Source organism: Flaviflexus ciconiae, assembly GCF_003971195.1.
GTDB lineage: Bacteria > Actinomycetota > Actinomycetes > Actinomycetales > Actinomycetaceae > Flaviflexus > Flaviflexus ciconiae.
On the sequence record NZ_CP034593.1, the window covers coordinates 1,660,943 to 1,687,936 of the forward strand.

The window sequence follows — 26,994 nt, forward strand, 5'->3', positions numbered from 1 at the left end:
TCAATCGGAAACCTTTCCTCGCTATTATTTCTTTGACACCTCCGGTGGGCAACGATGCTCGCTGAACCCGGTATGGCACCCGCCAGACTCGTGCTTATCCGGCCCGACAGACGTTAGGACAATGATGATGACCGAGAAGCCCGCGCGTTCCGCCCGCCAGTCCGAGGCCGCCGCCCGCAATGCCAAGATTCGGCAGGAGAAGCGGAAGAAGCAGGAGAAGCGTCGCAAACTCACAATCGGCATTGGCACCATCATCGCCATCGCTGCCCTCGTCGCCTTCTTCGTGTTCGTTTTCTGACGCCCACCTCCCATCCCCGTAGTCCGGTAGGGAAATCAGCCCGTGTTTCCGACACTCATGTCGGAACGCAGGAAGCCCCGCGCCTAGATCTGAATGATCATGCGCGGGGCTTCCCTTTTGGCTATGACGTCTTCCCGGTAGGTATCGGGGTGGTCTCTTCTGTTGAAGCAATGGGCCCGGTCTGTTGAAGCAATGGGCGCGGGCCTAGCCGGTTTGCCATCCACTTGCTAGCTAGCGGGTTTCGCTACTCCCGCGGGCGGGTTTGCTACTCCCCCTTCCGGGTTTGCTCCTCCCCCGTCCGGCTATTCCCTCATACCCAGAACGAGGTCGATCGTGTCCGTGCTTCCATCGCGGTACACCTCGAGGGCGATGGTCTCGCCGGGGCGTACTGGCGGACGTAGCCGGTCAGGGCGGTGTTGGAGGCGAGCTGGTCGCCGTTGATCGACAGAATCGCGTCGCCTGATGACAGTCCATACTGCTCTGCGGGAGATCCTGGCGAGACCTCAACGATTCGGGCACCCACGCGGGTTCCGGTCTCGGTGGACACTGCCTCGGACACCGTGGTCACACCAATGAAGGCGTGATCGACCGTGCCATCATCCATGAGGTCATCAACAACCCGGGTTACCAGGTCGACGGGGATGGCGAAGCCAAGGCCAATCGACCCGGCACTGCCGCCGTCACTCGAGGTGAGGGAAGCAATCGAAGAGTTAATGCCGATCACCTCACCGGAGGCGTTGAACAGCGGGCCACCGGAGTTGCCGGGGTTGATCGCAGCATCGATCTGGATTGCGTTGGTAACAACCTGCTCGGACGTATCGTCCTCGCGGGTAACAACGGGTCGATCGAGTGCGGAAATGATGCCGGTGGTGACCGTCGAAGAAAGACCCAGCGGGTTACCGATAGCAACAACGGGTTCGCCCACGATCAGATCCTCGGAGGATCCAAGCGTTGCGGGAGTGATGTCATCGGGAACCGTCTCTAGCTGGAGCACGGCAAGATCCGTTGAGGCATCGGATCCAATAACCTCAGCCGGAATGATCTGACCGTTGGAGAGGGTCACCTGGATCTGCCTAGCTCCGGCAATGACGTGATGATTCGTCACGATGTGGCCGTCGGCGTCGATAATGACACCGGACCCGGTCGATCCTGAGGTGGACGTCATGACGTCAATGGCCACGACCGAGGGCTGCACTTCTTGCGCAACCTGGGACCAGTTCACGCCATTGTCCGACGCTACGGTCCGGATCTCAGTCGTCGGTTCAGACGTCGCGCTCGTTGATTCGTGCGGCTCGGACAGTCCATAGAAAAGTCCGGCGCCACCCGCACCGCCAATGAGGCCAGCGACAAGCGCAAGGGCGGCGGTTCCCGCCACTCCCCTCTTTGCCTTCCGCTTCGGTGGTTCATTCCAGGAACCCTGACCGTAGGACGGGCCGTAGCCGTTTCCGGTGGGACCGTTCGGACCCAATGGGCCAGCCGGAGCGGGACCCGACATCCCGACATACCGAGCGTTCGTGCCGCGCGGTGCCCCGTAGTGCGCTCCCTGGGGTCGACCAGCACCCGGCGCGGATCCAGCGTGGGGCGTCGAGTTGCTCATCGGCGCCAGTCCAGCGTGTGCCTGACCGGTCTGCGGGACGGAACCCGCCCTGTCACCGCCGAGGCGCGAAGCAGGAGCTGACATCGGTAGCGCACCACCCTGGGTGGACGGGCCAACCGGGCGATGCCCCTGGCCCTGCACCCCCTGAGCTGAATCAGCTTGAAAACCGTGGGCCGATGCCAAGTTGTTTGCCGACCGTGCGGTATATCCGCCGGATCGTTCGCCGGGCTGCCAGGACGTGCGCTGCTGGGGATCCGCGCCGGTTGCCGGAGCCAAGGGCGTTGCCCGGTCGGCATGATCCGGCTTCGGGGCGAAGCGCCGAGTGTCATCATCGGTATGCGGCGCGTCCGACGGGGCCTGTGGTTTGTCGGGGCTTGCTTCGCTCCGCGGCTGCTGCCCGCCCGATCCCTCGCCGAGCCATCCGCTCGTATTCCACCGCCCGTTGTCGTTCTCGCTCACAGTTCCGATTCCCTTCTGTTGGTCTTGATACTGCCCTAGTTAAACGCGCGGTTCTGCTAAATCGCTTCAGGGAGTCTGAACAGACTCTGGGCCACCGGCCGCCTTTGCCGCCTCAAAAGCCATGGCCCGCGCCAGTTCTGTCCGTTTTGCTCGAACCTCAGTGACCGGTCGCTCGCAGGCAACGCGAATGACCCTGCCAGCGGGCGGTAGCGCAAGGACCTCGGTAAGGTGCTGCCGGTCGGTTACCTCGACCGCTTCCCAACCAAAGGCACGAGCCGCACCAGGGATATCGAGGGATTTAGCGGTGCGGAAGACGCGTTCGAACGTATCCGCGTAGCGGTCCTGTCCGTGCTCGAGGGTGGCGAAGATCCCGCCACCCGAATCGTCGATAACCACAATGTCGGCCGCGGGTTCGTCCTGTCCGCGGGTGAGCACGAGCCCACCAAGGTCGTGGATAAAGGTGAGGTCGCCAACCGCGACCTTCATGGGCCCCAGAATTTTTGCCATGCCCCGGGTGGTCGACATCGTTCCGTCGATGCCAGCAAGCCCGCGGTTGGCATGGAAAACAGCATCGGGGTGACCTGCCAGCAGGTCAACATCCCGAATAACGTTCGAGGCACCGAGGAACCACTGCCCCGGAGCATCGGCGATCACGGCGGCGGCTCCCAAAGCGTCCAGGTCATTGCCAAGCAGGTCCCTGCCCGCCTTCCAGGCGGCCTCCCCCGCCCGTTGCCAGCGAGCCAGCCACCGCGGCTGGGGAGCTATCTCGGGCATAACCTCCACGACCCGGCCAACCCTGCCTGGGTCCGTCGGGACCGGGTCGTTAGCGACGGTAATGACCTCGATGTCGGAGCGGGAGATCAGCTGTGTGACGGGGCGGGAAAGAGTCGGGTGCCCGACGACAATGACGCGCTCGATGTCGTTGGCGAAAACGTCGGCAAGAATTCGTCCCGCCGGAACGGCCTCTGCGAGGTTGCGTTCACCGCAGGCGGGTTCCGCAATGATCGGAACTGTCCCTGCCCCGGCCCTGCCCAGTATTTCGGCGTACGGCGTTCCCGGACCTGCCACGATCACGGTGGAGCGATCATCAAGACGCTCGGGCTCGATACCCTGCCCACTCACGCTTGTCCGATTGCTTGCTCGCGCCTCGAGCGCACGGACGTCGCCGTTGAACGCCCCCCTGGTTGGGATCGCATCGAAGACGGCCCCCTCGGGGTTGAGAGGGTTTTCGAACGAGACGTTGATGTGAACGGGACCGTTCCACGACAGACCGACGAGCCTGCCGATTTGCTCGGGGTCGGCAATGATCTGCTCGGCCGTCAGATCGGCCTGACCTACAAGGTTCGGGCCAAGAATACCGACCTGGTTCGTTGTCTGGTTGGCCCCGCTCCCCCGCATCCACTCCGGCCGGTCGGCTGTGAGTGCTATGAAGGGGACGCCGGAATGGTAGGCCTCGACGGCCGCCGGGTGGAGGTTGGCCACCGCGGATCCGGAGGTCGTGACAACGGGCGCAGGAATTCCGCTTGCTCGGCCAATACCGAGAGCAACAAATGCGGCGACGCGCTCATCGGTTTCGACGTGGAGTGTGATGGCTCCGGCTCGTTCCAGTTCGGCAAGTCCATACGCCAACGGCGCTGATCGTGACCCGGGACAGAGAACGACGTGCTCGATGCCGAGGGCGACGAGGCGAGAAAGAACAAGCTGTGCGGATTCTTGGGAGCTCACAGGGCTCCTCCCGTGAGAGCCGAGACATCTCTCGTGTCCTTCAGGTACTGCCACATGAGCTCAAGCCGCTTAGCCCAGCGTTCCTCCACGTCGGTTGGCGCGGGCTCCAGAGCATCGGGAACAGCTCTCCTCACCGGCAGGCTCCCATCATCTGGGAGGAGGCTGTCGGAAGCAACGTCCCGCTGGAACAGCTGAACGGTGGCGAGGCCACAGGCATGATCGAGCGCGGGGAGGGATGCCGCGAGCGCAACGCCCGATGCGATACCGATGGAGGATTCGAGGGCGGAGGACACCACCACCCTCATACCGATCTCCTCTGCGAGTTTCAGGCAGGCTCGCACACCGCCGAGAGGCTGCACTTTGACGATGATGAGGTCGGCCGCTTCCTGACGGGCCACCTCGTAGGGGTCTTCCGCGCGGCGGATCGACTCATCGGCAGCGATGGGAACGTTGACGGCCCTGCGGACCCGTGCGAGATCATCCACGGACGCGACGGGTTGCTCTGCGTATTCGAGACCGCGGGCGGCCTTGTCCAGAAGTGGCAGTGCCTCGATGGCCTGCTCGGTGGTCCAGGCGGCGTTCGCATCGATTCGGATCTTGCCATCAAAGGATTCTCGTACGGCCGCAACCCTATTGAGGTCATCGTCGAGGCTCTGGCCTGTTTCTGCGACCTTGACCTTGGCGGTGTTGCAACCGCCCCTGCGGGCGATGATTTCGCGCGCTCGCTCGGGTGTTGTGGCGGGAACCGTGACGTTGACGGGAACGGAATCTCTCAGGGGGTTCGGGTAGGGCAGGCAGGCGGCTTCGAGGGCCGCGGCCAACCAATTCGAGGATTCTGGGATGCCGTAGTCCCAGAAGGGAGAGACCTCCGCCCAGCCCGCCGGGCCTTCAATGAGGAGGCCGTCGCGGGTGTCGAGGCGTCGGAACCGGGTCGTCAGCGGGGTGGAGTAGGCCCGGTGCGGGAGGGGGAAGCTGGTAGCTCGCATGGTGTAAGCGTAGCGAAGTGGCACAATAGCGCCATGACGCTTTCACTTCCCGTGTCCGTATCCGAGACGTTTGATCCCACTAAGTGGCGTCTCGTTGAAGGATTCGAGTTCACCGATATCACCTACCATCGCGGAGTCGAGCGGAGCTCCGACGGCAACACGATCACGAGCGAGCGGGATCTGCCGATCGTCCGTATTGCTTTTGATCGTCCCGAGGTCCGTAACGCGTTCCGTCCCGAGACGGTCGATGAACTGTACCGGGCACTCGACCACGCCCGGCTCACCCCCGACGTTGGTGCGATCATCCTGACGGGCAACGGCCCTTCTGCCAAGGACGGCGGGTGGGCGTTCTGCTCCGGTGGTGACCAGCGGATCCGCGGTAACGATGGCTACCGTTACGACGGCGGTGAGACATCGGATGAACATGCGAAGACGCGCGACACGATCAACCCGGAGCGGGCCGGAAGGCTCCACATTCTTGAGGTGCAGCGCCTCATCCGGACGATGCCGAAGGTTGTTATTGCCGCGGTATCGGGATGGGCGGCGGGTGGCGGCCACTCCCTCAACGTCGTGTGCGACCTGTCGATTGCGTCGATTGAGCACGGCAAGTTCAAGCAGACGGATGCCAACGTGGGTTCTTTTGATGCTGGCTACGGTTCAGCCCTGCTCGCACGTCAGACAGGTGATAAGCGCGCCCGCGAGATCTTCTTCCTGGCCCGCGAATACTCCGCCGAGGACGCGGCCGCATGGGGTGTGGTCAACGAGGCCGTGCCGCACAGTGAGCTGGAGGAGAAGGCCTGGGAGTATGCCCAGATCGTCCTCACGAAGTCGCCTCAGGCGATTCGCATGCTGAAGTTCGCGTTCAACTTGCCGGACGATGGCATTGCCGGTCAGCAGGTGTTCGCCGGTGAGGCAACCCGCCTCGCCTACATGACAACCGAAGCGGCAGAGGGCCGGGATGCGTTCCTTGAGAAACGCGAACCGAACTGGTCTGACTTCCCGTACTACGCATGATCCTTGAAGGCGGGACGGACCCCGACAGTATTGAGCGCCTCGCGCACGCGGCGGCGCACTCCCTTTCCACCCATCGGTCCGGTGAAAACCCGGAACCGATCCTCCTGGTTGAGCCGGGCGCAGAGAACGTCGAAGACGTCAACCCTCGGCTCGGCACTGCCTTTATTTTGCGCACCTCCGGCTCCACCACGGGCACCGGCAAGCTCGTTGAACTCCCCTGGGAGTCCATCATTGCCTCAGCAGAAGCCACCAACCGGTCGCTCGGCGGCCCCGGCCGCTGGCTAGCGTCTCTGCCCGTACATCACGTGGCCGGCCTACAAACGGTTCTCCGGTCCGTCATTGAGGGCCTGTCGCCGCACCCCTACCAGCTTGGCGATCCCCTGCCCGAGGGCAGGACCTACCTGTCGCTGGTACCCACGCAGCTACGCAGAGCCTTGCGCGACAGAACGGTCACCGAGCAGCTCCGCAAGGTCGACGCGATTCTCGTTGGCGGTCAAGCCACTCCCGGGTCGCTTCTCGACGAGGGAAGGGCAGCTGGTCTCAACCTGGTGACGACATACGGCATGACGGAAACATGCGGCGGTTGCGTGTATGACGGGCTCCCAATCGGTAATACGGGACTCGCGATCGAAGACGGCCGCATCATCATCGAAAGCCCCGTCGTGGCCCTCGGCTACGTCGGCGGACCCGCGTTCAATGGCAGGTTCGTGACGAACGACGCCGGGCGGATCACCGACCGGCTCACGATCCTGGGGCGCATTGACGACGCGATCACAACCGGCGGGATGACAATCATGCCGACCCTCCTCGAAGACCTCGTTGCTTCCCTGTTCGGCCAGGCTTCAATCGCCTCCGGAATTCCCGACCCCGAATGGGGAGAAAAGCTGGTTCTCGTCACCGAAGCATCCATGAACACGAAGGAGCTACGCTCCGCGGCGAAGGAGAAACTCGGGGTGGAATACGCCCCGAAGGACGTGATCTCCCTTGCTGAACTGGGCCTCGACGCCTTTCCCCTGAAAGACTCCGGTAAAATAGACCGGCGCACACTCGCGCAGATTCTTCAGAAGGGATAGTCGTGGCAACGCTCAAGGACTGGCTCGAAGGAGCCAGGGTAAGAACCCTGCCTGCCGCAGTCGCCCCCGTCCTTATCGGCACGGGAGCCGCCTACCAGGTCGGTTCAGGTTCAATCCCCCGCGCCCTACTCGCGGGCGGCGTTGCCCTTGCCTTCCAGATCGGCGTGAACTTCGCAAACGACTACTCCGACGGTATTCGCGGAACCGACGACGTACGCACGGGCCCACCCCGGCTCACCGGTGGCGGCATGGTCTCCCCCGGGATCGTCAAGGTGGCGGCATTTGCCAGCTTCGGCCTTGGCTGCCTCCTCGGACTCGTCCTCATCGCTCTCTCGGGAGCCTGGTGGCTCCTTGCGGCCGGTGTGGCCGCCGTTATCGCAGCCTGGTTCTACACGGGCGGCGACAAGCCCTACGGGTACATGGGGCTCGGCGAAGTCTTCGTCTTCATTTTCTTTGGGCTCATGGCAACCCTTGGCACAACCTGGACCCAGGCAGGTCAGCTACCAGCATCATCCTGGCTCGGTGCGGTTGGCGTTGGTTTCATTGCTTGCGCGCTTCTCATGATCAACAACATCCGCGACATCCCCACCGACTCCCTCGTCGGTAAGCACACGCTCGCGGTGCGCATGGGAGACAGGGCAGCGCGCCTCGCATTCGTCACCATGCTCATCATCCCGATGCTCCTGGCATGCATCATGGCTATCGAAGCCCCCTGGGCGCTACTCTCGCTCCTGCTCCTGCCCGTCATTGCTCTCCAGGCAAAGCGGGTTCTCGGAGGAGCAAACGGACGCGACCTGATCCTCGTCCTCCGCGACACTGGTCTCATTGAGCTCGGCTACGGCATCACCCTGCTCATCGGCCTCGCGATCTAGACCAGACCTTCACATGGCCAAGCCAGCGTAACTGGACGGGCCAATATAGGTGGGCGGGCAGCTTCTGGTGCCTGTCAGGTGATCCAGGCAGATCCAGCCCGCTATCAAACGAGCCAATGAGAGCAGCCGTCCCGGCGCTCCACCGAGACGTCTTCGCATTAGCGCTGTTCGGGCCGTTCCTGCGTCTCGGTTGCTGCGTCACCTTCCGGCATCTGGGTACCTGCTTCTGCGGTGCCCGTAGGCTCAGGATTAACTACCTCTGCGGATCTTGATTCGCGGCCCGTCGTTTCGTGGATAATCTCGTCCTCAATGTCCTCATCGGACGGCCCGGAGGCGGGCTTCTTAGCGGGCTCGTGTTCCCGTTTGGAGACGAGGGACTCAACGCTTCCGGCGGCTTCCTGGCCTTGACGGGGGAAGAAGATGAAGCCTGCCATCGCTCCGCAAATGATTGCGACAAAGGCCAAAAGATAGGACCGCATGCCCAAGAGATAGAAGACTCCGGCGAAGCCGGCGATCAGGACGATACGGATCGCGGTGTATTTCAGGATGCTCACCACTCAAGCCTACCGTGACCCTGACCAGGTACATCGCCTATGCTGGGAGGGTGCCAAGACTGATCGCCGTACTTCTCCTCGTAGCCATAGTGGTCTACGCATTCATCGTTGCGGTCCGGATGGATCCCAAGAAGAGCCCAGCCGGCATCAACAAGTGGGTCTGGGTGATCTTCACGATCCTCCCTCCCGTTATCGGCTCCATCATTTTCCTCGTCGCCAACTACGTGACGAACTCCAAGAACAATCCGCGTCGCGGCGGACCCGACTTTCTCGGCCCGCTCTCCCGCGACCAGGGACCCCGCCCGGGGCCAATGGCTCCCGATGATGATCCCGACTTCCTGCGAGAACTCGAAGAAGAGCTTCGTCGCGCCCAGTACGACAAGAAACTGAGAGATCACGAGGATGACAGCGACTCATCCTCCTCATGATCGGCTCGATGCGAAGGCCGTGATCGGTGCTCCGGTCGCGGCCTTTCTTGCCGTTCTCGGAGCCTCAATCGCCTGCTCCCTGATCGCGGGCACAATCCCCGCTGTTTCCGAAGCTACCGGCCAATCCATCCCGTTCTTCCTCGGGGCTCTGCTCCTGACCCTCGGGGCTTTCGGTGGCTTGCCGGCGGGCGAGATCAGCCTCACGCTTGGGACGGTGGGATTTACTTTTGTTATTGTCCCGCTTCTCTTCACCGCCCTTGCCGCATTCATTCTGTACAAGGTCCACCGAGCCTCGGAACTATCTCAGCCACTGCCGGACACCGCCGACAGGATCGTTGCCGGCGCCTGCTCCGGCATGGTGCTTCTCGTGTGCTGCGTACTTGCCTGGTTCGCCGCGTCGCTCCTCAATCCCGACAGTTCCCGAGCATCCCTGACGTCCAACGTCTTCATTCTCGCGGCCGGTGCGCTCCTGGTCGGCACGGTCTTCTCCGCGGCCGGAAGGAACTCCACAGATCACAGGCGGCCCGCCTGGATGTTCACCATGAGGTATGCGCTGGCGACCGGCATGCCCGTCGCGATTGTCGTCTGCATTGTCATGACCGTGTCTTTCGACTGGGGCTCGTCCGCATGGCTTCTGCTTGGGAACATGGCGGCAGCAATATGGGTAGGTATTCATGGCGGCCTGCTCACGTGGCAACTCGACCTTGCACCTCTCGGCGGCCCAAGCACATCGGGAACGGACCTGATCATCGCGGCTTCCGAGGGCCCGTGGACCATCATCTGCCTGCCCCTGGGCGCCGTCGCCATCATCTTCGCAACCCTGGCGTGGCGCAGGGAATGCCTATCACAATCTAAGTGGGCGCTACCGTGCGCCTTCGCAGTCATCACGGCAGTATCGCTCGTGGCGGGCAGCTGGTTCTCCGGTTACATCCGGGTGGGGGCTGATACCTCCCGGCTGTCTGCGATGCTTCTCCTATCGCCCTTCAACATTGCGATCATGGGGGCTATCGGATGCGTTATCGACCGGCTGGCACGGCTCATGGTCGGTGGAAACGTTACAGCTCAGACTGCGGCACCCAACCACAGCGCCAATCGGTCCAGAGGTTAACGTCCCCACCATCGAGCAGGAACACAACCTGCTGGTAACCTGAAACCAGCAGAGTGTTTGTTTCATGCTCATCCGGCGGAAGTTCAAAGAGCGCAAACTCTTCATATCCGGGAGTTTCACCGACACCGGGATAAGGATTGAGGGACTCGACCTCGATCGGGTCCTGCTTCATCGCTTCCCGGATCTCATCAATCGACTGCGTGCACTGCAGCGCGCCCCCGAACTCATCAACTCTGACGGGTACCCCGTCCGGCATACCGATCTCGATCGTGTCAGAAAGTCGACCATCGCTCGAGGTGACTGAAAAGCCAGCATCGATTGCCGATACGTCAGTGATGGGACCGGGGTTCACATAAAAGGCGGTACGGATGCCGCCGTCCTCGTAGCCGAGAATAAGCAGACCGGTACCGGTCACTTCACGGACGGGGTCGGAGCCTCTATCCTCTTCCGAGGAGTAGTAGGAGACCGTCTGATCGAGGACGATCATGGCGTCTTGAACACCGTCAGCATTCGCATCCGAGTAGTACACATCGTCAGCGGTAAAGGACAGGTCGACGTTTGCGACGCCCTCGGTGACGGCTTCCTCGCCAAGCTCGACAGTTGCGCTCCCTTCCCGGAACTCGATCCGGTAACCGCCCTCGGGCGTGATAGCAGCGGCAAAGCTTCTCTCGGGGAACACATCCTTATCGAAGGACTCGAGGAACTGGATACCCCGGATGACAAAGTCGAGGTTTAGAAGGTCGATATCTTGGATCTCGGGGCTTCCCAGCCCCGCATTCGTCAGGGTCGCGGGAGGTTCCGGGAGGACCAGCCAGCGGGACTTAAGGTCGTCGCCGGAGCCGCAGGCTCCGAGGAGAGCGGTGGCGGCTGCTAGGGCAACGAGCCTAGAGCCCCGCATAAGAATGCAGGGAGTCGACGAAGAAGTTGATGACGTAGTAGTTCACCATGAGACCCGCAATGCCGATGAGGTTGAGCCAGGCGGCGCGCTTACCTTCCCAGCCACGGGTGGTGCGAGCATGCAGGTAGGCCGCGTAGAAGCCCCAAACGACCAGCGACATGGTTTCCTTCGGATCCCAGTTCCAGGGACGGCCCCAGGCGTGCTCGGCCCAGATAGCGCCAGCAATTAGAGTGAAGGTCCACAGAAGGAAGCCAACGACCGTGACGCGCAGAGCGCCCGTCTCAAGGTCCTTCGCAGCAGGGAGATTGCGCAACCGACTCGGCTTCTCGTCAACGACCGTGTCACCATCACCTGCGGCAACGGCCTTTGCCTTGGCCTTTTCCATTTCCTCCTTACGGATCTGGACCAGCTGGAGGGCCGACATGAGTGCCGCGAAAGCAAACAGGCCCATGGCTAGGGTTGCGGTAGAGACGTGGATGACGAGCCAGTAGTGGTCGAGGATCGGCGGGGTGCCTTGCACGCGCACATAGAGCACGGCAACGGCAATACCGAGGGAGAGAACGGCGAGGCCGTTGACGAAGGTACCCAGTACCCTTAGATCGCGTTTGCGGGCCAGAACGAGATAGGTACCGACCGCCACGCACGTGAACGTCAGGGTGAACTCGTACATGTTGGCCCACGGGACACGGGATCCTGCGACTCCTCGTAGCACCGTTCCAACGCCATGTAAGCCGAAGCCCAGCACGGTGAGCGACATGCCGATATTGGCGGCCTTACGGACCTTTACTTCCTTGTCCGCCGAGGTCAGGTCGATGCCGAACGCGATCATCGCAATCGTGTACACCGCCATCGCCCCGTACACGAGGATCAGGCTGATCTCTTCCAGGTTCATGAGTCCTCCTTGAGGCCAAGAGTAGTGGACACGACTCTATCGAGCCCAGTGTCGCCCTTCCGCCCGATTGCGGCGGCGTGCAACGTGCCGTTCTCGTACCGTACCCACACGCGGCGGCTCGGTATGAGAAGCGAGGTGGCAAGGCCCGCCAGTCCAAGGACCGCGAAGCCCAGCATCCATCCCAGCGTCGGATCGTATCGCATGTCGAGGGCCGCGAAGCGGGCCAGGTCAACGAACTCGATCGTGCCATAACCGCCGGGAATCTCGGCAGACTGTCCCACGGCCGAGGTCGTCAGAACGCCGACCTCGGCTTCCCCGATCGCTTCGGTCACCATCTCCATGTTTTCCGTGTCGAGGAAGTAGACGTTCTGGGGAACCCCTTCATCCAATCCCAGGTCGCCCGTCCACGTTGTTGTCACCAAAACGGGGTTAAGCGCATCGGGATTGACGGAGATGATGACACCATCTTGCTCCTGAGCCGTGGGGAACAGCGTCGCCTGGAAACCGAGCTGCGGACCGGACGTCACGTCGGGAACCTTGATGACACCGGTGGAGATATAGGTCTGAGTGATATCGGGCAAGATAACATACTCATCGAGTGCCACGTTGCCGTCGGAGTCGGTGATCCTAATCCGCGGCGCGTAGCCGTTGCCGGACAGATAGACGTTCGCTCCCCCAACGACGATCGGCTCGTTCGGACGAATGATTTCCGTGCGGGTCTCGCCGTGTTCTGAAATCGTCACGTCCGCAGCAAAAGCCGAAGGCGCACCGTCCTCGTAGAACTCCGGCCTCATCTCGTCCAGAAGAATCCGGTAGGGCGGTAGGGATTCTTCGTCAACGAGAATCCCGCGGTTAAACGTGTCGTAGGAGAGTACAGAGTTCGCGAAGGTGCCGCCCTCGACGATGATGGCCTGGCCACGGTAGGAGACGGCCTGCGAAAGACCAAAGACGATGAGCAGGCCCAGGAGCGACATGTGGAAGATCAGGTTGCCGGCCTCCCGCAGGTAGCCGTTCTGTGCCGAGAGCGTCCCGGAGCCCACTCGGGTTCGGAAACCCCGCAGGTTCTTCTGCACCGTCTCGAGAGCCTCATCCTCGGACAGCGCAGTTTCCGTTGACCGGTAGCTCTCGTACCTCGTGAGCCGGGCAGGAACTCGCCCGGGGCCGGCCTTGATGTCCTTGTACAGCGTGTACGACCGGGGCACGATGCAGCCGACAAGAGAAATAAAGAGAAGGATGTAGATCGCCGCAAACCACGGCGCGGTGAGGATATTGAAGAAGCCAAGAGCATCGAGGATGGTGCCCCAAATCCCGTTCTTCTCAATCCACTGCTCGGCCAGGACGGGGTCTTGGCGCTTCTGCGGAATGATCGATGCGGGGATGAGCGCGATGACAAGAAGTAGCAGCATGATGATCGCGTTGCGCATCGATGTGAGCTGCCGCCACCCCCACCGGAGCCAGCCCTTCCATCCGATCCCAACGGGAGCCGATGGCTGAGTGTCTCGATTAGACCTAACCGTTTCCATCACACCACCAGTTCCGTCTGACCCGAAAGATTCGCGACCCAGTTAATAATGTCGATCCACCAGCCGGTCACCATGAGCAGACCAACGAGGATCAGTGCGACACCACCAAAGATCTGAACTGTCCGGCTGTTCCTGCGCAGCCAACCCAGGATCTTCGTTGAGCGATCAACGGTCAGGGCCGCAATGATGAACGGCAGGCCAAGACCAATGCAGTAGGCGACCGTCAGGATCGTTCCGCGCTCAACGCTTCCACTCGAGAAAGACATTGAAAGTACTGCGGCAAGGGTGGGTCCAATGCACGGCGTCCACCCCAAACCAAACACGCCACCGAGCAGGAAAGCTCCGAGCGGGCCGCCCCGCTTCTGAATATTCAACCTGGTCGTCCGCTGCAGGAACGGCAAACCGCCGATAAAGGCAATGCCCATGACAATGATGATGGCGCCCGCAATCATCATGACCGTGTCCTGATACTGCGTGAAGCGCGCACCCGCCGCGGAGAAAACGACGCCGAGGAGAACGAAGACGGCGGAGAATCCCGCCACAAACAGCGCTACCGACCCCGCAAGTCGCCAGCTTTTCTGCCCCTCCGCCGTTGCCGGGGCGAGCGACGAAAAGTAGCCAAGGTAGCCCGGCAGGAGCGGCAAGACGCACGGGGAGGCGAAGGAGACAAGTCCAGCCACCAGCGCGGCCCCAAGCGCTAGGAGCATGGGTCCGCCGGTGACGGCACTAACGAAGGAGTCGGCCAGGGACAGCGGCATCATAGAGCGTCGTCGATCATGCCCCGGACAATGTCGGGATCGATCTGGCCAATGTAGCGGGCCGCGGGCCTGCCCTCGGCATCAAGAATCAGTGTCGTGGGGACCGCCTGGAGCGGAACCGTGCCCTCAAGATCGGCCACAAACTGACCATCGGAACCATCGATTGATTCGTAGGGGGTTCCAAAAGACCGCTCGAAAGCCTGGGCCGTTGCCGCATTGTCGCGAACGTTCACGCCCAGGACAGTCACGTCATCGGCGTAGTCCTCGGCAATCGCATTGAGGTCTTCGGCTTCGGCCCGGCATGGCGGACAGGCCGCGTACCACGTGTTAATAACGACGACCTCACCGCGCAGGTCCTCCAGGCTGATCTCTTCGCCCTCGAAGGTCGTTCCCGAAGCGGAGACGGCGTCAGCTCGTTCGGCCTCTTCCCAGATCACCCAGTTGGCGTCGCCGCCCTCGTATTGCTGTCCTGCGTCGAGAGTTCCCGAACAGGCCGTCAGAACGGGGAGAAGAAGGAAGGGCAGGATCCTGGCTTTCCGCACTACTCTCCCTTCGCCTCGGCAGCCACCGAGGTGCCGGGAACCATGTCGGCTGCTGACTTTAAGAGTTCAGCGGCGGGCTCCCAGTAGTCGAGCGACAGGAGCTGGGAATCGGCGAAGGTCAGCGACGTAACCGATGCAAGTGCACACTGGCGATTGCGCGGATCGTGGGCAAGCGACTTCTTCTCAACGAAGCGCCTCATCGTCCATATCGGCAGCTGGTGGCTAAAGAGCACACCCTCACCCCCGCGAGCAGCGTCAAGGGCGGTAGCGATGGCCCCGCTCATGCGACGCACAACGTTCGTGTAGGGCTCGCCCCAGGAGGGCTCAAAAGGATTCGTGTACCACGAGTAGTAGCGGGGGTGCGCAAGCACCCAGCGATTCTTATTAACTGCGAGACCCTCAAACTTGTTATCGGCCTCGATCAGGCGATCATCGATCGCGATCTGCAGATCAAACGCATCGGCGGTCGGCTGGGCCGTTTCCTGGGCCCGTTCAAGGGCGAGGAGGCAACGTAGCGGACATCGTGTCCTTCGGAGAAGGCCTCTCCAACCTTTTCTCCCATGGCTTTGCCAAGTGCGGTGAGGTGGAATCCTGGCCTACGGCCGTAAAGAATACCGGTCGGGTTGTCCACTTCGCCGTGGCGTACGAGGTGAATGGTCGTCAATTCCATAGGTCAACAGTGCCACACGTGTCTGGGAATGTGGAACGTCAGACCGCGGGAGTGGCCGGATCGTCAAGAAGGGTCGCCATGATACGCCCAAGCTCGATCAGATCGTCGTGGCCGATCTTGTCAAGCAGGTGCTCGCGCACGGAAGCAACGTGGCTCGGTGCCAGCTTCTCAAGGAGCGCATACCCTTCATCCGTCATCCGGCAGATACGGCCGCGACCGTCCTTCGCGCAGGTCTCGCGAATAACAAAGCCCTCCTGCTCGAGGGAGGCAACGGTACGGGTGAGTCGGCTACGGGAGTGCACGAGATCGTCTGCGAGGTCGGACATTCTCATCGACCAGTCATCCGATTCGGACAGGCGCACGAGAACCTCATACTTGTTAAGGGTGAGCCCGTGAGTCTCAAACAGGTCATGACCAATCTGCGCACTGAGGCGCGCGGAACCGCGCAGGTAATTGCGCCAAGCCGCCTGCTCATCGGCTTCCAGCCATTTTGTGCTTTGCTCTGACATGCCTACTCCTCTATCCACTGGTAAGCATACCAAAATTAGTTAAAATGTAAACTACTTTTTATTCGAGACCACATACCGGGCTTCGTCGCCTTGTCGAGTGCAACCTTCGAAGACGTCAGTTTAGTTACTGCCCTGGGCCCATCAAGCAGCACGGGCAGATCGTCCGAGTACTGAGCGAGTGCGGGATCATCATCATCGATATTAACCGCACGCCATTCAATACCCCGCTCCGACTCGATCTGCGCAAGCGATTCCTCAGCCTGCTCGCACAGGTGGCAACCGGGACGCACAACGAGGGTGTACATGTTTCCTCCAGTGGAATCGGGTTCAGGCATTGAATCAGTGGGTTCAGGGTCAACGTTTAGTTTCTGAACTGGTCGCGCTTCCGGTTTTCTGGACATACTTCCAGTTTCCTAGTAGCGCTTCCAATCGCTTTTTAGAAGCTCGACCATTCGCTGGATACAGATGTGGGCCCGGACATACCGGACCCACATCGAGTCACTTCTTGTTGCGACGCTGGTGACGCGTCTTGCGAAGCAGCTTACGGTGCTTCTTCTTGGACATACGCTTGCGGCGCTTCTTAACTACGGAACCCACGGGTTACCTCCAATGTCGGGACGGCGAAGACTCCTTCGCCAATGGTCACCCGGAGATTCTACCGCTTCTTCTGCCTAAGCGTGTCTTTCGTCAGCGTCGTAGGCGGTTTTTGAGAGCAATTCGTCAACAGCCTCGGTGGGGACCCGGTAGGAGTTCCCGACGCGAACGGCCGGCAGGTCGCCGGAATGTACCATACGGTAGACGGTCATTCGAGACACACGTGCGAGCTCCGCGACTTCGGCAACCGTCATAAATTGCGGCGCCGAGGGAGGTACCTGTGACATACGTTTCCGTTCTTACGAGGAGAAGCCGTAACCTAACCGGTCGCGACTCCAGTGGAGTTATGCTCTTGATCATCATAGGGGACGAATGGGCCAAATGCCGATTAATTGCTGGATGTCGGCTGGATCATCTCTCATTGGGGACGCATTGAGAGTACTCTTCAACATGGTCGGACCAGCGTCAGGAGGTGTCGTGGCAGCCGATAAGCGTGACAAACCACACATGGCACGTGTGCGCAATTGGGTCGATAGGATCGCTCATGAGCGCCCTGCGCGGCTCGCTCTCATCGTTTTCGCTTCGATCATTGCCGTAGCCACCGTGCTCCTATTCCTTCCCATTGCCCGAACCGGGCCGGGCGGAGCCTCCTTCATTGACGCCTTTTTTACCGCAACCTCGGCCGTATCCGTCACGGGACTATCCGTATTGGATACGGCATCGTCCTGGACCGGCTTCGGCCACGTTGTCATCATGGTGTCGATGATGATCGGCGGCCTGGGTGTTATGACCCTCGCCTCGATCCTCGGCAGGGCCGTCTCACACCGCATCGGCCTCACTCAGAAGCTTCTGGCCGCCTCGGAGACAAAGACTCGTCTTGGCGAGGTCGGCTCTCTCCTGACCGCCGTTCTCGTAGCCTCACTATCTGTTGAGGCCCTCCTGACGGTTGTTCTTCTCCCCTCCTTTTTAGGAATGGGAGAGCCCCTCCTGGAGGCTATCTGGCATTCGATGTTCATGGCGGTGTCGATCTTCAACAACGGCGGCTTTGTCATCGTTGAGGGCGGCCTATCCCCCATGGTTGGTGACTGGCTGTTCTGCATTCCGATCATTTTCGGCACCATGGTTGGTGCCATCGGCTTCCCCGTCATCCAGGATGTCTACGCGAACTGGCGCAAGCCCCGCTTCCTTTCCCTCCACTCCAAGCTAACGATCTCCACCTACCTGATTCTCTGGCTTGGCGGCACGATCGCGATCTTCTTCTTCGAATGGGGGAACCCGGCAAGCCTCGGCGGCCTCCAAGGCGACGACAAGATCCTTGCGGGACTCCTCCAGGGAACAACACCCCGATCATCGGGGCTTTCAACGTTGGACCTGGCGGAGATGAACAACTCGACCCTGCTGATCATGAACGCGCTCATGTTTGTCGGCGGCGGCTCCGCTTCGACCGCTGGCGGTATCAAGGTCGCCACCTTTGCCGTCCTTGTTCTCGCTATCGTTGCCGAGGCACGAGGCGACCGCGACATTGTTGCCTTCGGTAAGAGAATTCCCTCTTCCACGCTCCGCCTCGCGGTCTCCGCAGCATTCCTTGGGGCCACGCTGGTCGGCGTCGGCACCCTGGCTCTTATGCACGTCACGGACCTGTCCCTCCAGGTGGCACTCTTCGAGGTCATCTCTGCCTTTGCCACGTGCGGACTCTCCCTCGGCATCACCGCCAGCCTTCCCACGGCCGGCAAACTCATCCTCATCCTCCTCATGTTCTCGGGCCGTGTCGGCACCATGACCCTGGCCGCAGCACTTGCCATGAGAGAAACCCAGCGCCAGATCCGCTACACCGAGGAACGCCCCATTATTGGCTGACGCCAGTCACACAGTTAACTGCCCAGCGCTCGGCTGTAACTCAGTCGCCCTGAGGCTCCCCGCACTCAGTCACTCCGACACTCGCTGGGGCGCATATGATGTTCATGGAGGTACGCATGCGCAAATCACAGGATCCGCTTGGAGCCGTTCTCGTCATTGGACTGGGCCGCTTCGGCTCCGCTGTCGCGCTCACGTTGGCCGAGCAGGGCCGCGAGGTGCTCGCGGTAGAGAAGGACCCGCTTCTTGCCAACCAGTGGTCGCACCGGTTTACCGTGATCGAAGCCGATTCCACTTCAAAGGACGCCCTCGAGCAACTTGGCGCCCGAGACTTCTCCGTTGCCGTTGTCGGCATTGGTTCCTCCTTGGAAGCTTCCGTTCTGACTGCCGCAAACCTGGTGGAGATGGGGATCCCGGAGATCTGGGCGAAAGCCACCTCCCGTGACCACGGCAGGATCCTGGAAAAGATCGGTGCCCACAGGCGCGTTTTCCCCGAATACGATGCTGGCAGGCGCGTGGCCCACATGGTGGCTGGCCGCATGATTGATTACATCGAGATGGACGATAACTTCACCATCGTGAAGATGAGGCCGCCCCTCGAACTCCGTGGCTTCACCATCGGTGAGTCAAAGGTCCGCGAGCGCTATGGCGTCAACATCCTGGGCGTCAAAGCCCCGCACCAGCCATTCGAGTACGCAACCCCCGAGACTCGGATCGGCGAAGACGATCTCATCATTGTCTCCGGCAACGTTGAGCTCCTCGACGAGTTTGCGTCACGCCGGTAGTTCCGTGACGCGATTCGCCACTGTCCTTCGATAACCTCATCCCATGGCAAAAACACGCACGTCATTCGTGTGCTCGGAATGTGGATGGGACACCTCGAAGTGGGTGGGCCGCTGCGCACAGTGCGAGGCTTGGGGGACTATGGTGGAGAACCGTCCGGCCCCAACAACCACTGCCAAGGCACTCGCACCCACGTCCCCGGCCGTACCCATCACGGAGGTGAAGACAACCGCAAGCAAGCGTTCTTCCACCGGTGTCGGTGAGCTCGACCGGGTTCTTGGTGGCGGGCTTGTACCCGGTGCTGTGATCCTCCTGGCTGGCGAACCTGGCGTCGGTAAGTCCACGTTGCTTTTGGACGTGGCGGCCCAGATATCCCGGATCAACTCCGAGCCGGTCCTCTACATCTCCGGTGAGGAATCTGCCTCGCAGGTCCGTCTCCGCGCCGAGCGCATCGGCGCCCTCTCTCCCAGCCTGCACCTTGCCGCAGAAGCCGATCTGTCGACGATCATTGGGCACGTCGAATCGGCTCGCCCTTCCATGCTTGTTGTCGACTCGGTTCAGACCATCATGGACACGTCCGTGGATGGTGCTGCCGGTGGCGTCTCCCAGGTACGTGCAGTAACTGCCGGTCTCGTTCATCTTGCTAAGTCGAAGAACCTTCCGGTTCTCCTCGTTGGCCACGTGACGAAGGACGGCTCAATTGCGGGTCCCCGCGTTCTCGAGCACCTTGTCGATGTCGTGTGCCAGTTTGACGGAGACCGTCATTCCCGCCTTCGCATGGTGCGTGCTATCAAGAACCGGTACGGACCAACCGACGAAGTCGGCTGCTTCGAGCTGGTTGATGATGGGATTAACGAGCTTCCCGATCCGTCCGGTCTTTTTCTTTCCGACCGGGCACGCACCGTCCCGGGTACGTGCGTGACGATCACGCTTGAGGGTCGGCGTCCCATGCCGGTGGAGATCCAGTCCCTGGCCGTGGCCCCGCGGGTCCCCCGCGGAGAACAACGTCGGGTGTTGATTCTTCGAGGGTTGCCATGACCGTCGCTGTTCTCCAGTCACGGCTCGGCGTCGATCTTGATCGTAAAGACATCTTCGTTTCCACGATCGGTGGCGCCCGAGCCTCCGAACCGTCAACGGACCTCGCGGCTGCCCTGTCCCTAGCTTCGGCCGTCGCTGACCTGCCACTCGCCCCCGGCGTCATTGCCCTCGGCGAAGTTGCACTGACGGGTGAAGTCCGTCCCATCGTCGGACTCGAGCAGAGACTGGGCGAAGCAGTACGCCTCGGCTTCACTAAGGCACTGATCCCCGCAGGAACTGACGTCAAGGTTCCCAACGGAATGACGATCGCACCGGTGGCCGATGTGGCTGCGGCCGTGAAGGAAGTGCTTCCAGTCTAGCCTCGCAGGCGACTGTGGGTTATCGCCATCTGCCTATGGCATTGAAAAGAATCGTGACCCCGAGGTAATCGCTTTCGACACCGGTGGAGCTTTCGCACTCAGTCCTGAATGTGCTCGTGGTCCTCGGGGATATCTTCGTCAACGATGAACTCTTCGGTGGGGTCGTTTTCTTCATCAACGGCAGCGTCTTCGTTTGTTGTTTCCTCGGTCGGCTCTTCCGTGGTTTCTTCCTCGGTCGGCTCCTCAGCGGGAGCGGCACCTGAAGAGTCCGTGAGGACAAAGGACTGCCTTAGCTGCGGGAATTCGGTTCCGTCGACGGATCCCTGGACAACATAGGTGCCGGGGCGCGGTGCAGGTAAGCCACCTGTGCACTCAGCGTTGGATCTGTTGCCACCCCACTGAACATCAATCTGAGTGGAGACTCCGGGGCTAAACACGTATAGCTCAGACTCGTCTCCAGACACGCAGTGGTTCGAGGCCCAAATATTGTCATTACCGGACGTAACCTCAAGGACGAGATGATCCGATCCAGCATCCAGCGAACACGTCTGCTCCGAGGTATTCGTCATCGATACAGCAAACGTGATCGGATATCCCGCGACACTTCCAAAGCGGTTGATATCCATCTCCAGCATGCTGGGGTCGCACGGGATAACGTCAAAGTTATCTTCCTCGGAACCCGCAACTATTTGTTCCTCGCGCTTGTTCAGCTGCGACTGCAGGAATACGGCTGCACCGATCGCCAAAGCTGCGACGAGCACAGCAATGATTGCACCGATGATGAGACGCTTCTTCTTTTCCTTAGCCGCCTGTTCCTCTGCTGACAGCGGCTTCGGCCGCGGCTTCCTTGTTGCGGTTGCGGAGGATTTCCCAATTTGGGATTGTTTCCGGCCGCTCGGTCGCCTACTTGGTGCACCCTTGGCGGGCTGCTGGGTGGCACGACCGGCTGTGCCTCGCGCACTCGTCCGAGAGGTTCCTTGCCGGGAGGCAGTGGTCGACGTGGAGCGACTGGTCCGCTTCGGTGTGCCGTCGGCTGCCGTGGGGCGCGGGCGTGGCTTACGCTCACTCGGGGTCCTCTTTGGACTACCGTCGCGCGGTAGCGTGCCGGGGATCGGCTTCGTTTCAGAAGGTCTGGGGCGCTTTGCGCCGCGCGCGGGCGTGCCCGACCGGCGAGCCTTACCGGGCTCGCCTCTTCCGGGGGTGTTGCCCTTGCGGGGCTTCCCCTGATCCTCAGAATCCTTCACGCTACTAACTTAGAGCCGTTGAGCATCGAAATGCTTGATCAGCGCGCCCCTGTGACACACTAAGAACGATGTTTATCGAGATTGCGGCGTGGTTCGACAAGCATGGGCGCGACCTCCCGTGGCGGGAGGATGGAACGCCGCCGTGGCATATTATGCTTTGCGAGGTTATGAGCCAGCAGACTCCCGTCGCCCGAGTCCTTCCCGCATGGCTGGAGTGGACGGAACGCTGGCCAACTCCCGAGGCGCTCGCACAGGGCCGCACCGATGACGTTCTGCGCGCCTGGAAGTCACTTGGCTATCCAAGACGAGCACTGCGACTGCGCGAATGCGCGCAGGTCATTGTTGAAAGACACGGCGGCGAGGTCCCGCACAGCGAAGAGGAACTGCTTGCTCTTCCCGGGATTGGTTCTTATACGGCAGCGGCTGTCATGGCCTTTGGTTTCGGCAAGCGATCACTCGTTCTTGACACAAACATCCGGAGAGTTATTGCCCGGCTTCATGGAGAGGCTCTACCCCCACCCGCGCTAACGAAACCCGAGCGTGAACGTGCCGCAGGTATGCTCCCCGAGGATGTGGACGAGTCCGTGGTGTGGAATGCAGGAGTAATGGAGCTGGGTGCCCTCGTGTGCACGGCACGTTCCCCGATCTGCTCGCAGTGCCCGGTTGCCGAAGAGTGCGGATGGCGGGAGCTGGGATATCCGGCAGATCTCCACGCACATCGGAGAAAGACTCAGCAGTGGGAGGGAACGATGCGTCAGGCCCGGGGAAACATCATGAGGGCGCTCCGCGACTCGGCTGACCCCATTCCGGTTGCCAGCATCCTTGAAGCAGATCCGAGCCGGGCAGAGGCAGCTCTCGAGGGGCTTCTCACTGATCGTTTGGTGGAGCGTTCAGGCGAACACGTGTTTCTTCCCGGTAGCCTAGATTCATGAGCCCCATGCCAAATCATCGCATTATCCTCTGGTCCACAGGACTCGTTATCGTCGGACTGCTCCTGTCCGTCATCGGGCTCATCCTGTACGAGTTCACTCCGGCAACGGACCGAACCTGGGCTCCCGTTATCCCCTCAATCTCCACACTCGGTCTGACCCTTGGCGGCGTCCTTGTCATCTCTCGACAAAAGGACCCGGGTCTTCACGGCTTTGCCATCCGCATCTGGAAGATCGCTGCGATCGCGACAGCCATCGCCATTATTGTTGCCGCAGTCGCAGCAGCTGTCATGATCGATCCGATCACGTCTCTCATCATTGGGCTCGTAGCTATCCAGGGTCCGATCGCCGCCTGGTTCGTTTCCGGCCAACTGGAACGTCAACGCTAATCGGTAAAGCCGACAAAGTCCGGTAGCTGTAGGAAAGCAACTTGACCGAGCTGGCTACGTAGCAATTCCCCAGTGGGGAGATCGGTCGGACACGCCTCGATCCAACTCCGATTTGCCTCGATCAAACTCGTACCCGCCTCAAAACAACACGTGTCCGCCTCGATGCGGCTAGGTGAGGTCAACGTTAGGCCCGTCGACTTAGCTTTGAAATCCACCTTCGCTGATGGGATTGTCCAGCTCCTTAAGCATCCGGGTGTTGCCGAGAGTGTTGGGCTTGACGCGCGCAAGCTCCAGGAATTCCGCCATACCGTCATCGTGGGAGCGGAGCATTTCGGCGTATACGTTTTCACCGACGGGAGTTCCCTGGATCTCTGTGAAGCCAAACTTACCGAAGAACGACGTTTCGAAGGTGAGGCAGAAGAGCCTGCGCAGCTCCAGCTCGTACGCTTTTGCTTCTAGTGCAAGGTAGAGATTGCCGCCAACACCCCGCCCTTGATAATCGGTGGAAACGGCGAGAGTACGAATCTCCGCGATGTCTTCCCAGAGGACGTGGAGTGCCCCGCATCCGACAACGCGATCGCCGTCGATCGCTACGTAAAACTCCTGGACGTCTTCAAAGTAGTCAATGAGGTCCTTGGAGATCAGGAGCCTCTGTGCAACCATCGGCTCAATGAGCTCAGCGATGCCACGAACGTGTGCGGGAAGGGCGGGCATGATATTGATCATCACGCCATTCTAGTCCCCGCTATGACACCCAGCTGCGAGCCGCGTCTGGCATACTCCAGAATCAGTGGCCGTTTCGATCCTTGCGCTTACGCTGACCCGAAGCAAAATCCATGAGTTTCCAGGCCGCCCCTCATCAATAATCAAGTCGGTGACGGCACCTGCAAGCAGTGCTCCGTGCAGTGGCAGAACCTTCGAGGCACCTGCAACAACGCAGATTCTGCGCGGGATCTTCTTCAGTTCCCCGGGGGTAGGGCCGGTGGCGCGTTTGTTGATCTCGATGTCCTCGTAGGAACCATCGGGGCGCAGGAGGACCGTGCAAATATCTCCGACAACACCCTCGGCGCGTAGAACAGAAATGTCCTGCGGTGACAGGTAGCCGCCCACATACACGTGGGAGGCCAGCGGAGAGTTGAAGGAGCCGACACCGAAAACGGCGATATCGGTGGTCTGCTGGAGTTCGCGGACCGACGCGAGGGAGCGTTCCCGCCACATTGCTTCGCGGGTTTCTGCGAAGTCGAAGAAGGCAGGTACAGGGAAGTGCCGGATCGTGGCGCCGAAGGCCTTACCGAAGGAATCGATGATTTGGCCGGCGTAGGGGATGCCGGTCGTGGAGGAGTTCGCGGCGCCGTTCAGCTGAACGACAATCGATCCGGGCGCGGGACGCGGGGAGAGATGATCGGTGACGGCCGAAATGGTCGTACCCCAGGCGACGCCGATCGTGTGGCCGGGTTTCACAAGGTCGGAGATGATGGCACCTGCGACAGTGGCGACGGCGTCAAGCCTGCGCACATCTGTTGACGTTGGAGACACGGGGACCACGTGGGCATTGATTCCGAACATCTCGGACAGCCGGGCGGCGAGCGAATCAGAGTTCTCGGTGGGCGGGTGAAGGCTGATACGAACGAGCCCCTCATCCCGGGCCAGCGATATCAACCTCGACACTGTCGAGCGGGAGACGCCGAGTCTGCGGGCGACCGTCTCCATGGTTTCACCCTGCACATAGTGCAGAACGGCTGCCTCGTAAGCAATTCTCCGACGGTCCTCGGACAACCTGACTCTCCTCGTTGTGCGGTCATGCCGTGACCATATGTATGTCACGCTCTCTCTAGCATACTGTCTAGAATCCACTGCTCCGCGATGAGCATAGGATCCCGCCTTCTTGCCGCAAATTGACGGGATTAACACGTCGTTGCGGCGGGTCAGGTTCAGCATGCACGTACGTTCATACCTTATGCGATCAAGTGCATGCCTGGCACACTTTTTTCAGTATGATGTGATTACACCCACCCGGGTGCTGGCCGCAACGTTGCGTCTCCAGTCCAACTGGCGCGAGCGATCACCACTTACTACCTTTGAACACTGTGCCGGTGCAAACGCTTCGGCACGAAGGCAGACAGCGCGTCGGCCTCACCACCACGAAAGGAACTCGTCAAAGATGACCGAGAAGAAGTACGTATTGGCAATTGACCAGGGAACCACCTCATCCCGCGCGATTATCTTCAACCACTCCGGTGAGATCGTCTCCGTTGGACAGATGGAACACGAGCAGATTTTCCCGAGGCCAGGCTGGGTTGAGCACGACCCGATCGAGATCCGTGACAACGTTCGCGAGGTAATTGGTATGGCCCTGGGTAAGGCCGATATCAACCGCCACGAGATCGCCTCCGTCGGTATCACCAACCAGCGTGAGACGGCAGTTGTCTGGGACAAGAACACGGGCCAGCCGGTCTACAACGCCATCGTTTGGCAGGACACCCGTACCGACAAGATCGCACGCGAGCTTGGCGGGGACGAAGGCGCGGAGAAGTACAAGGAGCGCGTCGGTCTGCCGCTCGCCACCTACTTCTCGGGCCCGAAGATCAAGTGGATCCTCGACAACGTTGAGGGAGCACGCGAGAAGGCTGAAGCGGGCGACCTCCTGTTCGGCAACACCGACGCATGGGTTCTCTGGAACCTGACCGGTGGTGTTGACGGCGGCGTCCACGCAACCGACGTCACCAACGCTTCGCGCACCATGCTCATGGATGTTCGCAAGCTCGAGTGGGATCCCGAGATCTGCGCCGACATGGGCATTCCCATGTCGATGCTCCCGAGATTAGGTCCTCCTCCGAGGTTTACGGCCACGGCGCCAAGAACACCCTCATCATCGACACCCCGATCGCGGGTATCCTCGGTGACCAGCAGGCAGCCACCTTCGGCCAGGCTTGCTTCGAGAAGGGCATGGCGAAGAACACCTACGGCACCGGTAACTTCATGCTCATCAACACCGGTCAGGAAGCCGTTACCTCCAAGAACGGCCTGCTCACCACCGTCTGCTACAAGATCGGTGACGCTCCGGCCGTGTACGCACTCGAGGGCTCCATCGCTGTCACGGGCTCGCTCGTCCAGTGGCTGCGCGACAACCTCAACATGATCAACTCCGCACCGGAGATTGAGACCCTTGCTGAGACCGTTGAGGACAACGGCGGTGTTTACGTCGTCCCCGCCTTCTCGGGCCTCTTCGCTCCGTACTGGAAGGACGATGCTCGCGGCGCGATCGTCGGCCTCACCCGCTTCAACAACAAGGGCCACATTGCCCGCGCAGTCCTCGAGGCAACCGCCTTCCAGACTGCCGAGGTTCTCGAGGCAATGAACGCCGACTCCGGCGCCGACCTCACCGAGCTCCGCGTTGACGGCGGCATGATCGCCAACAAAGCTCTCATGCAGTTCCAGGCCGACATCCTCGGCGTGGACGTTGTTGCTCCCAAGGTTGCGGAGACCACCGCTCTCGGTGCCGCCTACGCGGCAGGCATCGCTGTCGACTTCTGGCAGGGCGAGCAGGACGTCATCAACAACTGGCAGGAAGGCTCCCGCTGGACGCCCGAAATGGACGAGAACGAGCGTGCACGTCAGATGCGTCTCTGGAAGAAGGCCGTTACCCGCACCTTCGACTGGGTCGACGAGGATGTCACCAACGCCTGATCACCTGATCAAGCCATTCGATAGTCAATAGTCGACGGTAGGCCCGAACAGCTCAAACTGTTCGGGCCTACCGCTATCTATTTCCGCAAATATTCCCGTTGAGAACATCCGCATTGATACCAACCTCGAGGAGCCGTCTTTTCCGCAAAGCGCTCGGCTTCCCAGGGTTTCGCTGACAGCTCTCAAGCCTTGGGTTTAGCCCGCAGTCGTT

Annotated in this window: 26 protein-coding genes and 3 pseudogenes; 12 read left to right on the forward strand and 17 right to left on the reverse strand. The window is 60.9% G+C overall.

Annotation, left to right across the window (positions count from 1 at the left end; all coding sequences use genetic code 11):
• The first annotated feature begins 121 nt into the window (after positions 1–121).
• Positions 122–298, forward strand: coding sequence for a hypothetical protein (locus tag EJ997_RS12905; protein WP_164719863.1), 177 nt, complete (start codon positions 122–124; stop codon positions 296–298).
• Positions 299–608: 310 nt separating this feature from the next.
• Here EJ997_RS12905 and EJ997_RS07280 read toward each other — a convergent pair whose 3' ends face one another.
• The 3 genes from EJ997_RS07280 to EJ997_RS07290 all read right to left on the reverse strand — a co-directional run bounded on the left by EJ997_RS07280 (position 609) and on the right by EJ997_RS07290 (position 5,065).
• Positions 609–2,354 carry a trypsin-like peptidase domain-containing protein gene (locus EJ997_RS07280; protein ID WP_126703969.1) on the reverse strand — a complete coding sequence of 582 codons (1,746 nt, stop codon included), beginning with the start codon at positions 2,352–2,354 and terminating at the stop codon, positions 609–611.
• A 66-nt stretch (positions 2,355–2,420) separates the two neighbouring features.
• The gene (menD, locus tag EJ997_RS07285) at positions 2,421–4,079 is read right to left on the reverse strand and encodes a 2-succinyl-5-enolpyruvyl-6-hydroxy-3-cyclohexene-1-carboxylic-acid synthase (protein WP_164719865.1); all 1,659 of its coding nucleotides are present in this window, start codon (positions 4,077–4,079) and stop codon (positions 2,421–2,423) included.
• Positions 4,076–5,065, reverse strand: coding sequence for an o-succinylbenzoate synthase (locus tag EJ997_RS07290; RefSeq protein ID WP_126703971.1), 990 nt, complete (start codon positions 5,063–5,065; stop codon positions 4,076–4,078). The genes menD and EJ997_RS07290 overlap by 4 nt, the downstream gene beginning before the upstream one ends.
• A 33-nt stretch (positions 5,066–5,098) precedes the next feature.
• Here EJ997_RS07290 and EJ997_RS07295 point away from each other — a divergent pair, with 33 nt between their 5' ends.
• Genes EJ997_RS07295 through EJ997_RS07305 form a run of 3 tightly spaced genes read left to right on the forward strand, consistent with a single transcriptional unit; the run spans position 5,099 to position 8,024 of the window.
• Positions 5,099–6,079 (forward strand): 1,4-dihydroxy-2-naphthoyl-CoA synthase, encoded by a 981-nt coding sequence (locus EJ997_RS07295; protein WP_126703972.1) that lies wholly within the window; start codon positions 5,099–5,101, stop codon positions 6,077–6,079.
• Positions 6,076–7,152, forward strand: coding sequence for an AMP-binding protein (locus tag EJ997_RS07300; RefSeq protein ID WP_126703973.1), 1,077 nt, complete (start codon positions 6,076–6,078; stop codon positions 7,150–7,152). The genes EJ997_RS07295 and EJ997_RS07300 overlap by 4 nt, the downstream gene beginning before the upstream one ends.
• A gap of 2 nt (positions 7,153–7,154) precedes the next feature.
• Entirely contained in the window at positions 7,155–8,024 is an 870-nt protein-coding gene (locus EJ997_RS07305) for a 1,4-dihydroxy-2-naphthoate polyprenyltransferase (protein ID WP_126703974.1), read from the forward strand.
• A 158-nt stretch (positions 8,025–8,182) separates the two neighbouring features.
• On the opposite strand, the gene EJ997_RS07310 is transcribed toward EJ997_RS07305, so the two are convergent.
• Positions 8,183–8,578 carry a DUF4229 domain-containing protein gene (locus EJ997_RS07310; RefSeq protein WP_164719867.1) on the reverse strand — a complete coding sequence of 132 codons (396 nt, stop codon included), beginning with the start codon at positions 8,576–8,578 and terminating at the stop codon, positions 8,183–8,185.
• Positions 8,579–8,628: 50 nt separating this feature from the next.
• Here EJ997_RS07310 and EJ997_RS07315 point away from each other — a divergent pair, with 50 nt between their 5' ends.
• Positions 8,629–9,006: a PLDc N-terminal domain-containing protein gene (locus EJ997_RS07315; RefSeq protein WP_126703976.1), complete on the forward strand. Its 378-nt coding sequence runs from the start codon at positions 8,629–8,631 to the stop codon at positions 9,004–9,006.
• Positions 8,981–10,114, forward strand: coding sequence for a hypothetical protein (locus EJ997_RS07320; RefSeq protein WP_126703977.1), 1,134 nt, complete (start codon positions 8,981–8,983; stop codon positions 10,112–10,114). The genes EJ997_RS07315 and EJ997_RS07320 overlap by 26 nt, the downstream gene beginning before the upstream one ends.
• On the opposite strand, the gene EJ997_RS07325 is transcribed toward EJ997_RS07320, so the two are convergent.
• The 10 genes and pseudogenes from EJ997_RS07325 to EJ997_RS07370 form a co-directional block, all read right to left on the reverse strand.
• On the reverse strand, positions 10,062–11,012 hold the full coding sequence (locus EJ997_RS07325) for a hypothetical protein (protein WP_126703978.1): 951 nt from the start codon (positions 11,010–11,012) through the stop codon (positions 10,062–10,064). The genes EJ997_RS07320 and EJ997_RS07325 overlap by 53 nt on opposite strands.
• Complete coding sequence (ccsB, locus tag EJ997_RS07330) at positions 10,999–11,904, reverse strand: c-type cytochrome biogenesis protein CcsB (RefSeq protein WP_126703979.1); 906 nt, start codon at positions 11,902–11,904, stop codon at positions 10,999–11,001. The genes EJ997_RS07325 and ccsB overlap by 14 nt, the downstream gene beginning before the upstream one ends.
• Entirely contained in the window at positions 11,901–13,427 is a 1,527-nt protein-coding gene (resB, locus tag EJ997_RS07335) for a cytochrome c biogenesis protein ResB (protein WP_164719869.1), read from the reverse strand. Before resB ends, ccsB begins: the two co-directional genes overlap by 4 nt.
• The gene (locus tag EJ997_RS07340) at positions 13,427–14,188 is read right to left on the reverse strand and encodes a cytochrome c biogenesis CcdA family protein (protein WP_126703981.1); all 762 of its coding nucleotides are present in this window, start codon (positions 14,186–14,188) and stop codon (positions 13,427–13,429) included. Before EJ997_RS07340 ends, resB begins: the two co-directional genes overlap by 1 nt.
• A complete protein-coding gene (locus EJ997_RS07345; protein WP_206501598.1) occupies positions 14,185–14,727 on the reverse strand; it encodes a TlpA family protein disulfide reductase in 543 nt (180 codons plus the stop codon). The genes EJ997_RS07340 and EJ997_RS07345 overlap by 4 nt, the downstream gene beginning before the upstream one ends.
• Positions 14,727–15,397, reverse strand: a pseudogene (locus tag EJ997_RS07350) (histidine phosphatase family protein). The gene EJ997_RS07345 and the pseudogene EJ997_RS07350 overlap by 1 nt, the downstream one beginning before the upstream one ends.
• A 38-nt stretch (positions 15,398–15,435) precedes the next feature.
• On the reverse strand, positions 15,436–15,906 hold the full coding sequence (locus EJ997_RS07355) for a MarR family winged helix-turn-helix transcriptional regulator (protein WP_126703982.1): 471 nt from the start codon (positions 15,904–15,906) through the stop codon (positions 15,436–15,438).
• Positions 15,907–15,941: 35 nt separating this feature from the next.
• Entirely contained in the window at positions 15,942–16,241 is a 300-nt protein-coding gene (locus tag EJ997_RS07360) for a glutaredoxin family protein (RefSeq protein ID WP_164719871.1), read from the reverse strand.
• 163 nt (positions 16,242–16,404) lie between these two features.
• Entirely contained in the window at positions 16,405–16,503 is a 99-nt protein-coding gene (locus tag EJ997_RS07365; RefSeq protein WP_019174583.1) for a 30S ribosomal protein bS22, read from the reverse strand.
• A 74-nt stretch (positions 16,504–16,577) separates the two neighbouring features.
• Positions 16,578–16,787 carry a helix-turn-helix domain-containing protein gene (locus EJ997_RS07370; protein WP_126703984.1) on the reverse strand — a complete coding sequence of 70 codons (210 nt, stop codon included), beginning with the start codon at positions 16,785–16,787 and terminating at the stop codon, positions 16,578–16,580.
• A gap of 190 nt (positions 16,788–16,977) precedes the next feature.
• Between EJ997_RS07370 and EJ997_RS07375 the strand changes: the two genes are divergently transcribed.
• From EJ997_RS07375 to radA, 3 genes and pseudogenes are all read left to right on the forward strand, one after another.
• Entirely contained in the window at positions 16,978–18,357 is a 1,380-nt protein-coding gene (locus EJ997_RS07375; RefSeq protein ID WP_228201420.1) for a TrkH family potassium uptake protein, read from the forward strand.
• 116 nt (positions 18,358–18,473) lie between these two features.
• Complete coding sequence (locus EJ997_RS07380; RefSeq protein WP_126703985.1) at positions 18,474–19,139, forward strand: potassium channel family protein; 666 nt, start codon at positions 18,474–18,476, stop codon at positions 19,137–19,139.
• 43 nt (positions 19,140–19,182) lie between these two features.
• Positions 19,183–20,534: pseudogene (gene radA, locus EJ997_RS07385) on the forward strand (DNA repair protein RadA).
• Positions 20,535–20,632: 98 nt separating this feature from the next.
• Here radA and EJ997_RS07390 read toward each other — a convergent pair.
• Positions 20,633–21,778, reverse strand: coding sequence for a hypothetical protein (locus EJ997_RS07390; protein ID WP_126703986.1), 1,146 nt, complete (start codon positions 21,776–21,778; stop codon positions 20,633–20,635).
• Positions 21,779–21,846: 68 nt separating this feature from the next.
• Here EJ997_RS07390 and EJ997_RS07395 point away from each other — a divergent pair, with 68 nt between their 5' ends.
• Positions 21,847–22,710 (forward strand): HhH-GPD family protein, encoded by an 864-nt coding sequence (locus EJ997_RS07395; protein ID WP_126703987.1) that lies wholly within the window; start codon positions 21,847–21,849, stop codon positions 22,708–22,710.
• Positions 22,707–23,096 (forward strand): hypothetical protein, encoded by a 390-nt coding sequence (locus EJ997_RS07400; protein WP_126703988.1) that lies wholly within the window; start codon positions 22,707–22,709, stop codon positions 23,094–23,096. The genes EJ997_RS07395 and EJ997_RS07400 overlap by 4 nt, the downstream gene beginning before the upstream one ends.
• Before the next feature lie 198 nt (positions 23,097–23,294).
• Here EJ997_RS07400 and EJ997_RS07405 read toward each other — a convergent pair whose 3' ends face one another.
• A complete protein-coding gene (locus tag EJ997_RS07405; protein ID WP_126703989.1) occupies positions 23,295–23,822 on the reverse strand; it encodes an amino-acid N-acetyltransferase in 528 nt (175 codons plus the stop codon).
• 9 nt (positions 23,823–23,831) lie between these two features.
• Positions 23,832–24,872, reverse strand: a complete 1,041-nt coding sequence (locus tag EJ997_RS07410; RefSeq protein ID WP_228201421.1) for a sugar-binding transcriptional regulator — start codon at positions 24,870–24,872, stop codon at positions 23,832–23,834.
• A gap of 385 nt (positions 24,873–25,257) precedes the next feature.
• Between EJ997_RS07410 and glpK the strand changes: the two are divergent.
• A pseudogene (glpK, locus tag EJ997_RS07415) lies at positions 25,258–26,783 on the forward strand (glycerol kinase GlpK).
• Positions 26,784–26,994: the final 211 nt, after the last annotated feature.

Excerpts from the sequence above, each read along its gene's own strand:
- EJ997_RS12905 (WP_164719863.1), top strand. The coding sequence starts at position 122 with ATGATGATGACCGAGAAGCCCGCGCGTTCCGCCCGCCAGTCCGAGGCC.
- EJ997_RS07290 (WP_126703971.1), bottom strand. The coding sequence starts at position 5,065 with ATGCGAGCTACCAGCTTCCCCCTCCCGCACCGGGCCTACTCCACCCCG.
- EJ997_RS07295 (WP_126703972.1), top strand. The coding sequence starts at position 5,099 with ATGACGCTTTCACTTCCCGTGTCCGTATCCGAGACGTTTGATCCCACT.
- EJ997_RS07300 (WP_126703973.1), top strand. The coding sequence starts at position 6,076 with ATGATCCTTGAAGGCGGGACGGACCCCGACAGTATTGAGCGCCTCGCG.
- EJ997_RS07320 (WP_126703977.1), top strand. The coding sequence starts at position 8,981 with ATGACAGCGACTCATCCTCCTCATGATCGGCTCGATGCGAAGGCCGTG.
- EJ997_RS07325 (WP_126703978.1), bottom strand. The coding sequence starts at position 11,012 with ATGCGGGGCTCTAGGCTCGTTGCCCTAGCAGCCGCCACCGCTCTCCTC.
- ccsB (WP_126703979.1), bottom strand. The coding sequence starts at position 11,904 with ATGAACCTGGAAGAGATCAGCCTGATCCTCGTGTACGGGGCGATGGCG.
- resB (WP_164719869.1), bottom strand. The coding sequence starts at position 13,427 with ATGGAAACGGTTAGGTCTAATCGAGACACTCAGCCATCGGCTCCCGTT.
- EJ997_RS07340 (WP_126703981.1), bottom strand. The coding sequence starts at position 14,188 with ATGATGCCGCTGTCCCTGGCCGACTCCTTCGTTAGTGCCGTCACCGGC.
- EJ997_RS07355 (WP_126703982.1), bottom strand. The coding sequence starts at position 15,906 with ATGTCAGAGCAAAGCACAAAATGGCTGGAAGCCGATGAGCAGGCGGCT.
- EJ997_RS07360 (WP_164719871.1), bottom strand. The coding sequence starts at position 16,241 with ATGCCTGAACCCGATTCCACTGGAGGAAACATGTACACCCTCGTTGTG.
- EJ997_RS07370 (WP_126703984.1), bottom strand. The coding sequence starts at position 16,787 with ATGTCACAGGTACCTCCCTCGGCGCCGCAATTTATGACGGTTGCCGAA.
- EJ997_RS07380 (WP_126703985.1), top strand. The coding sequence starts at position 18,474 with ATGCGCAAATCACAGGATCCGCTTGGAGCCGTTCTCGTCATTGGACTG.
- EJ997_RS07395 (WP_126703987.1), top strand. The coding sequence starts at position 21,847 with ATGTTTATCGAGATTGCGGCGTGGTTCGACAAGCATGGGCGCGACCTC.
- EJ997_RS07400 (WP_126703988.1), top strand. The coding sequence starts at position 22,707 with ATGAGCCCCATGCCAAATCATCGCATTATCCTCTGGTCCACAGGACTC.
- EJ997_RS07405 (WP_126703989.1), bottom strand. The coding sequence starts at position 23,822 with ATGATCAATATCATGCCCGCCCTTCCCGCACACGTTCGTGGCATCGCT.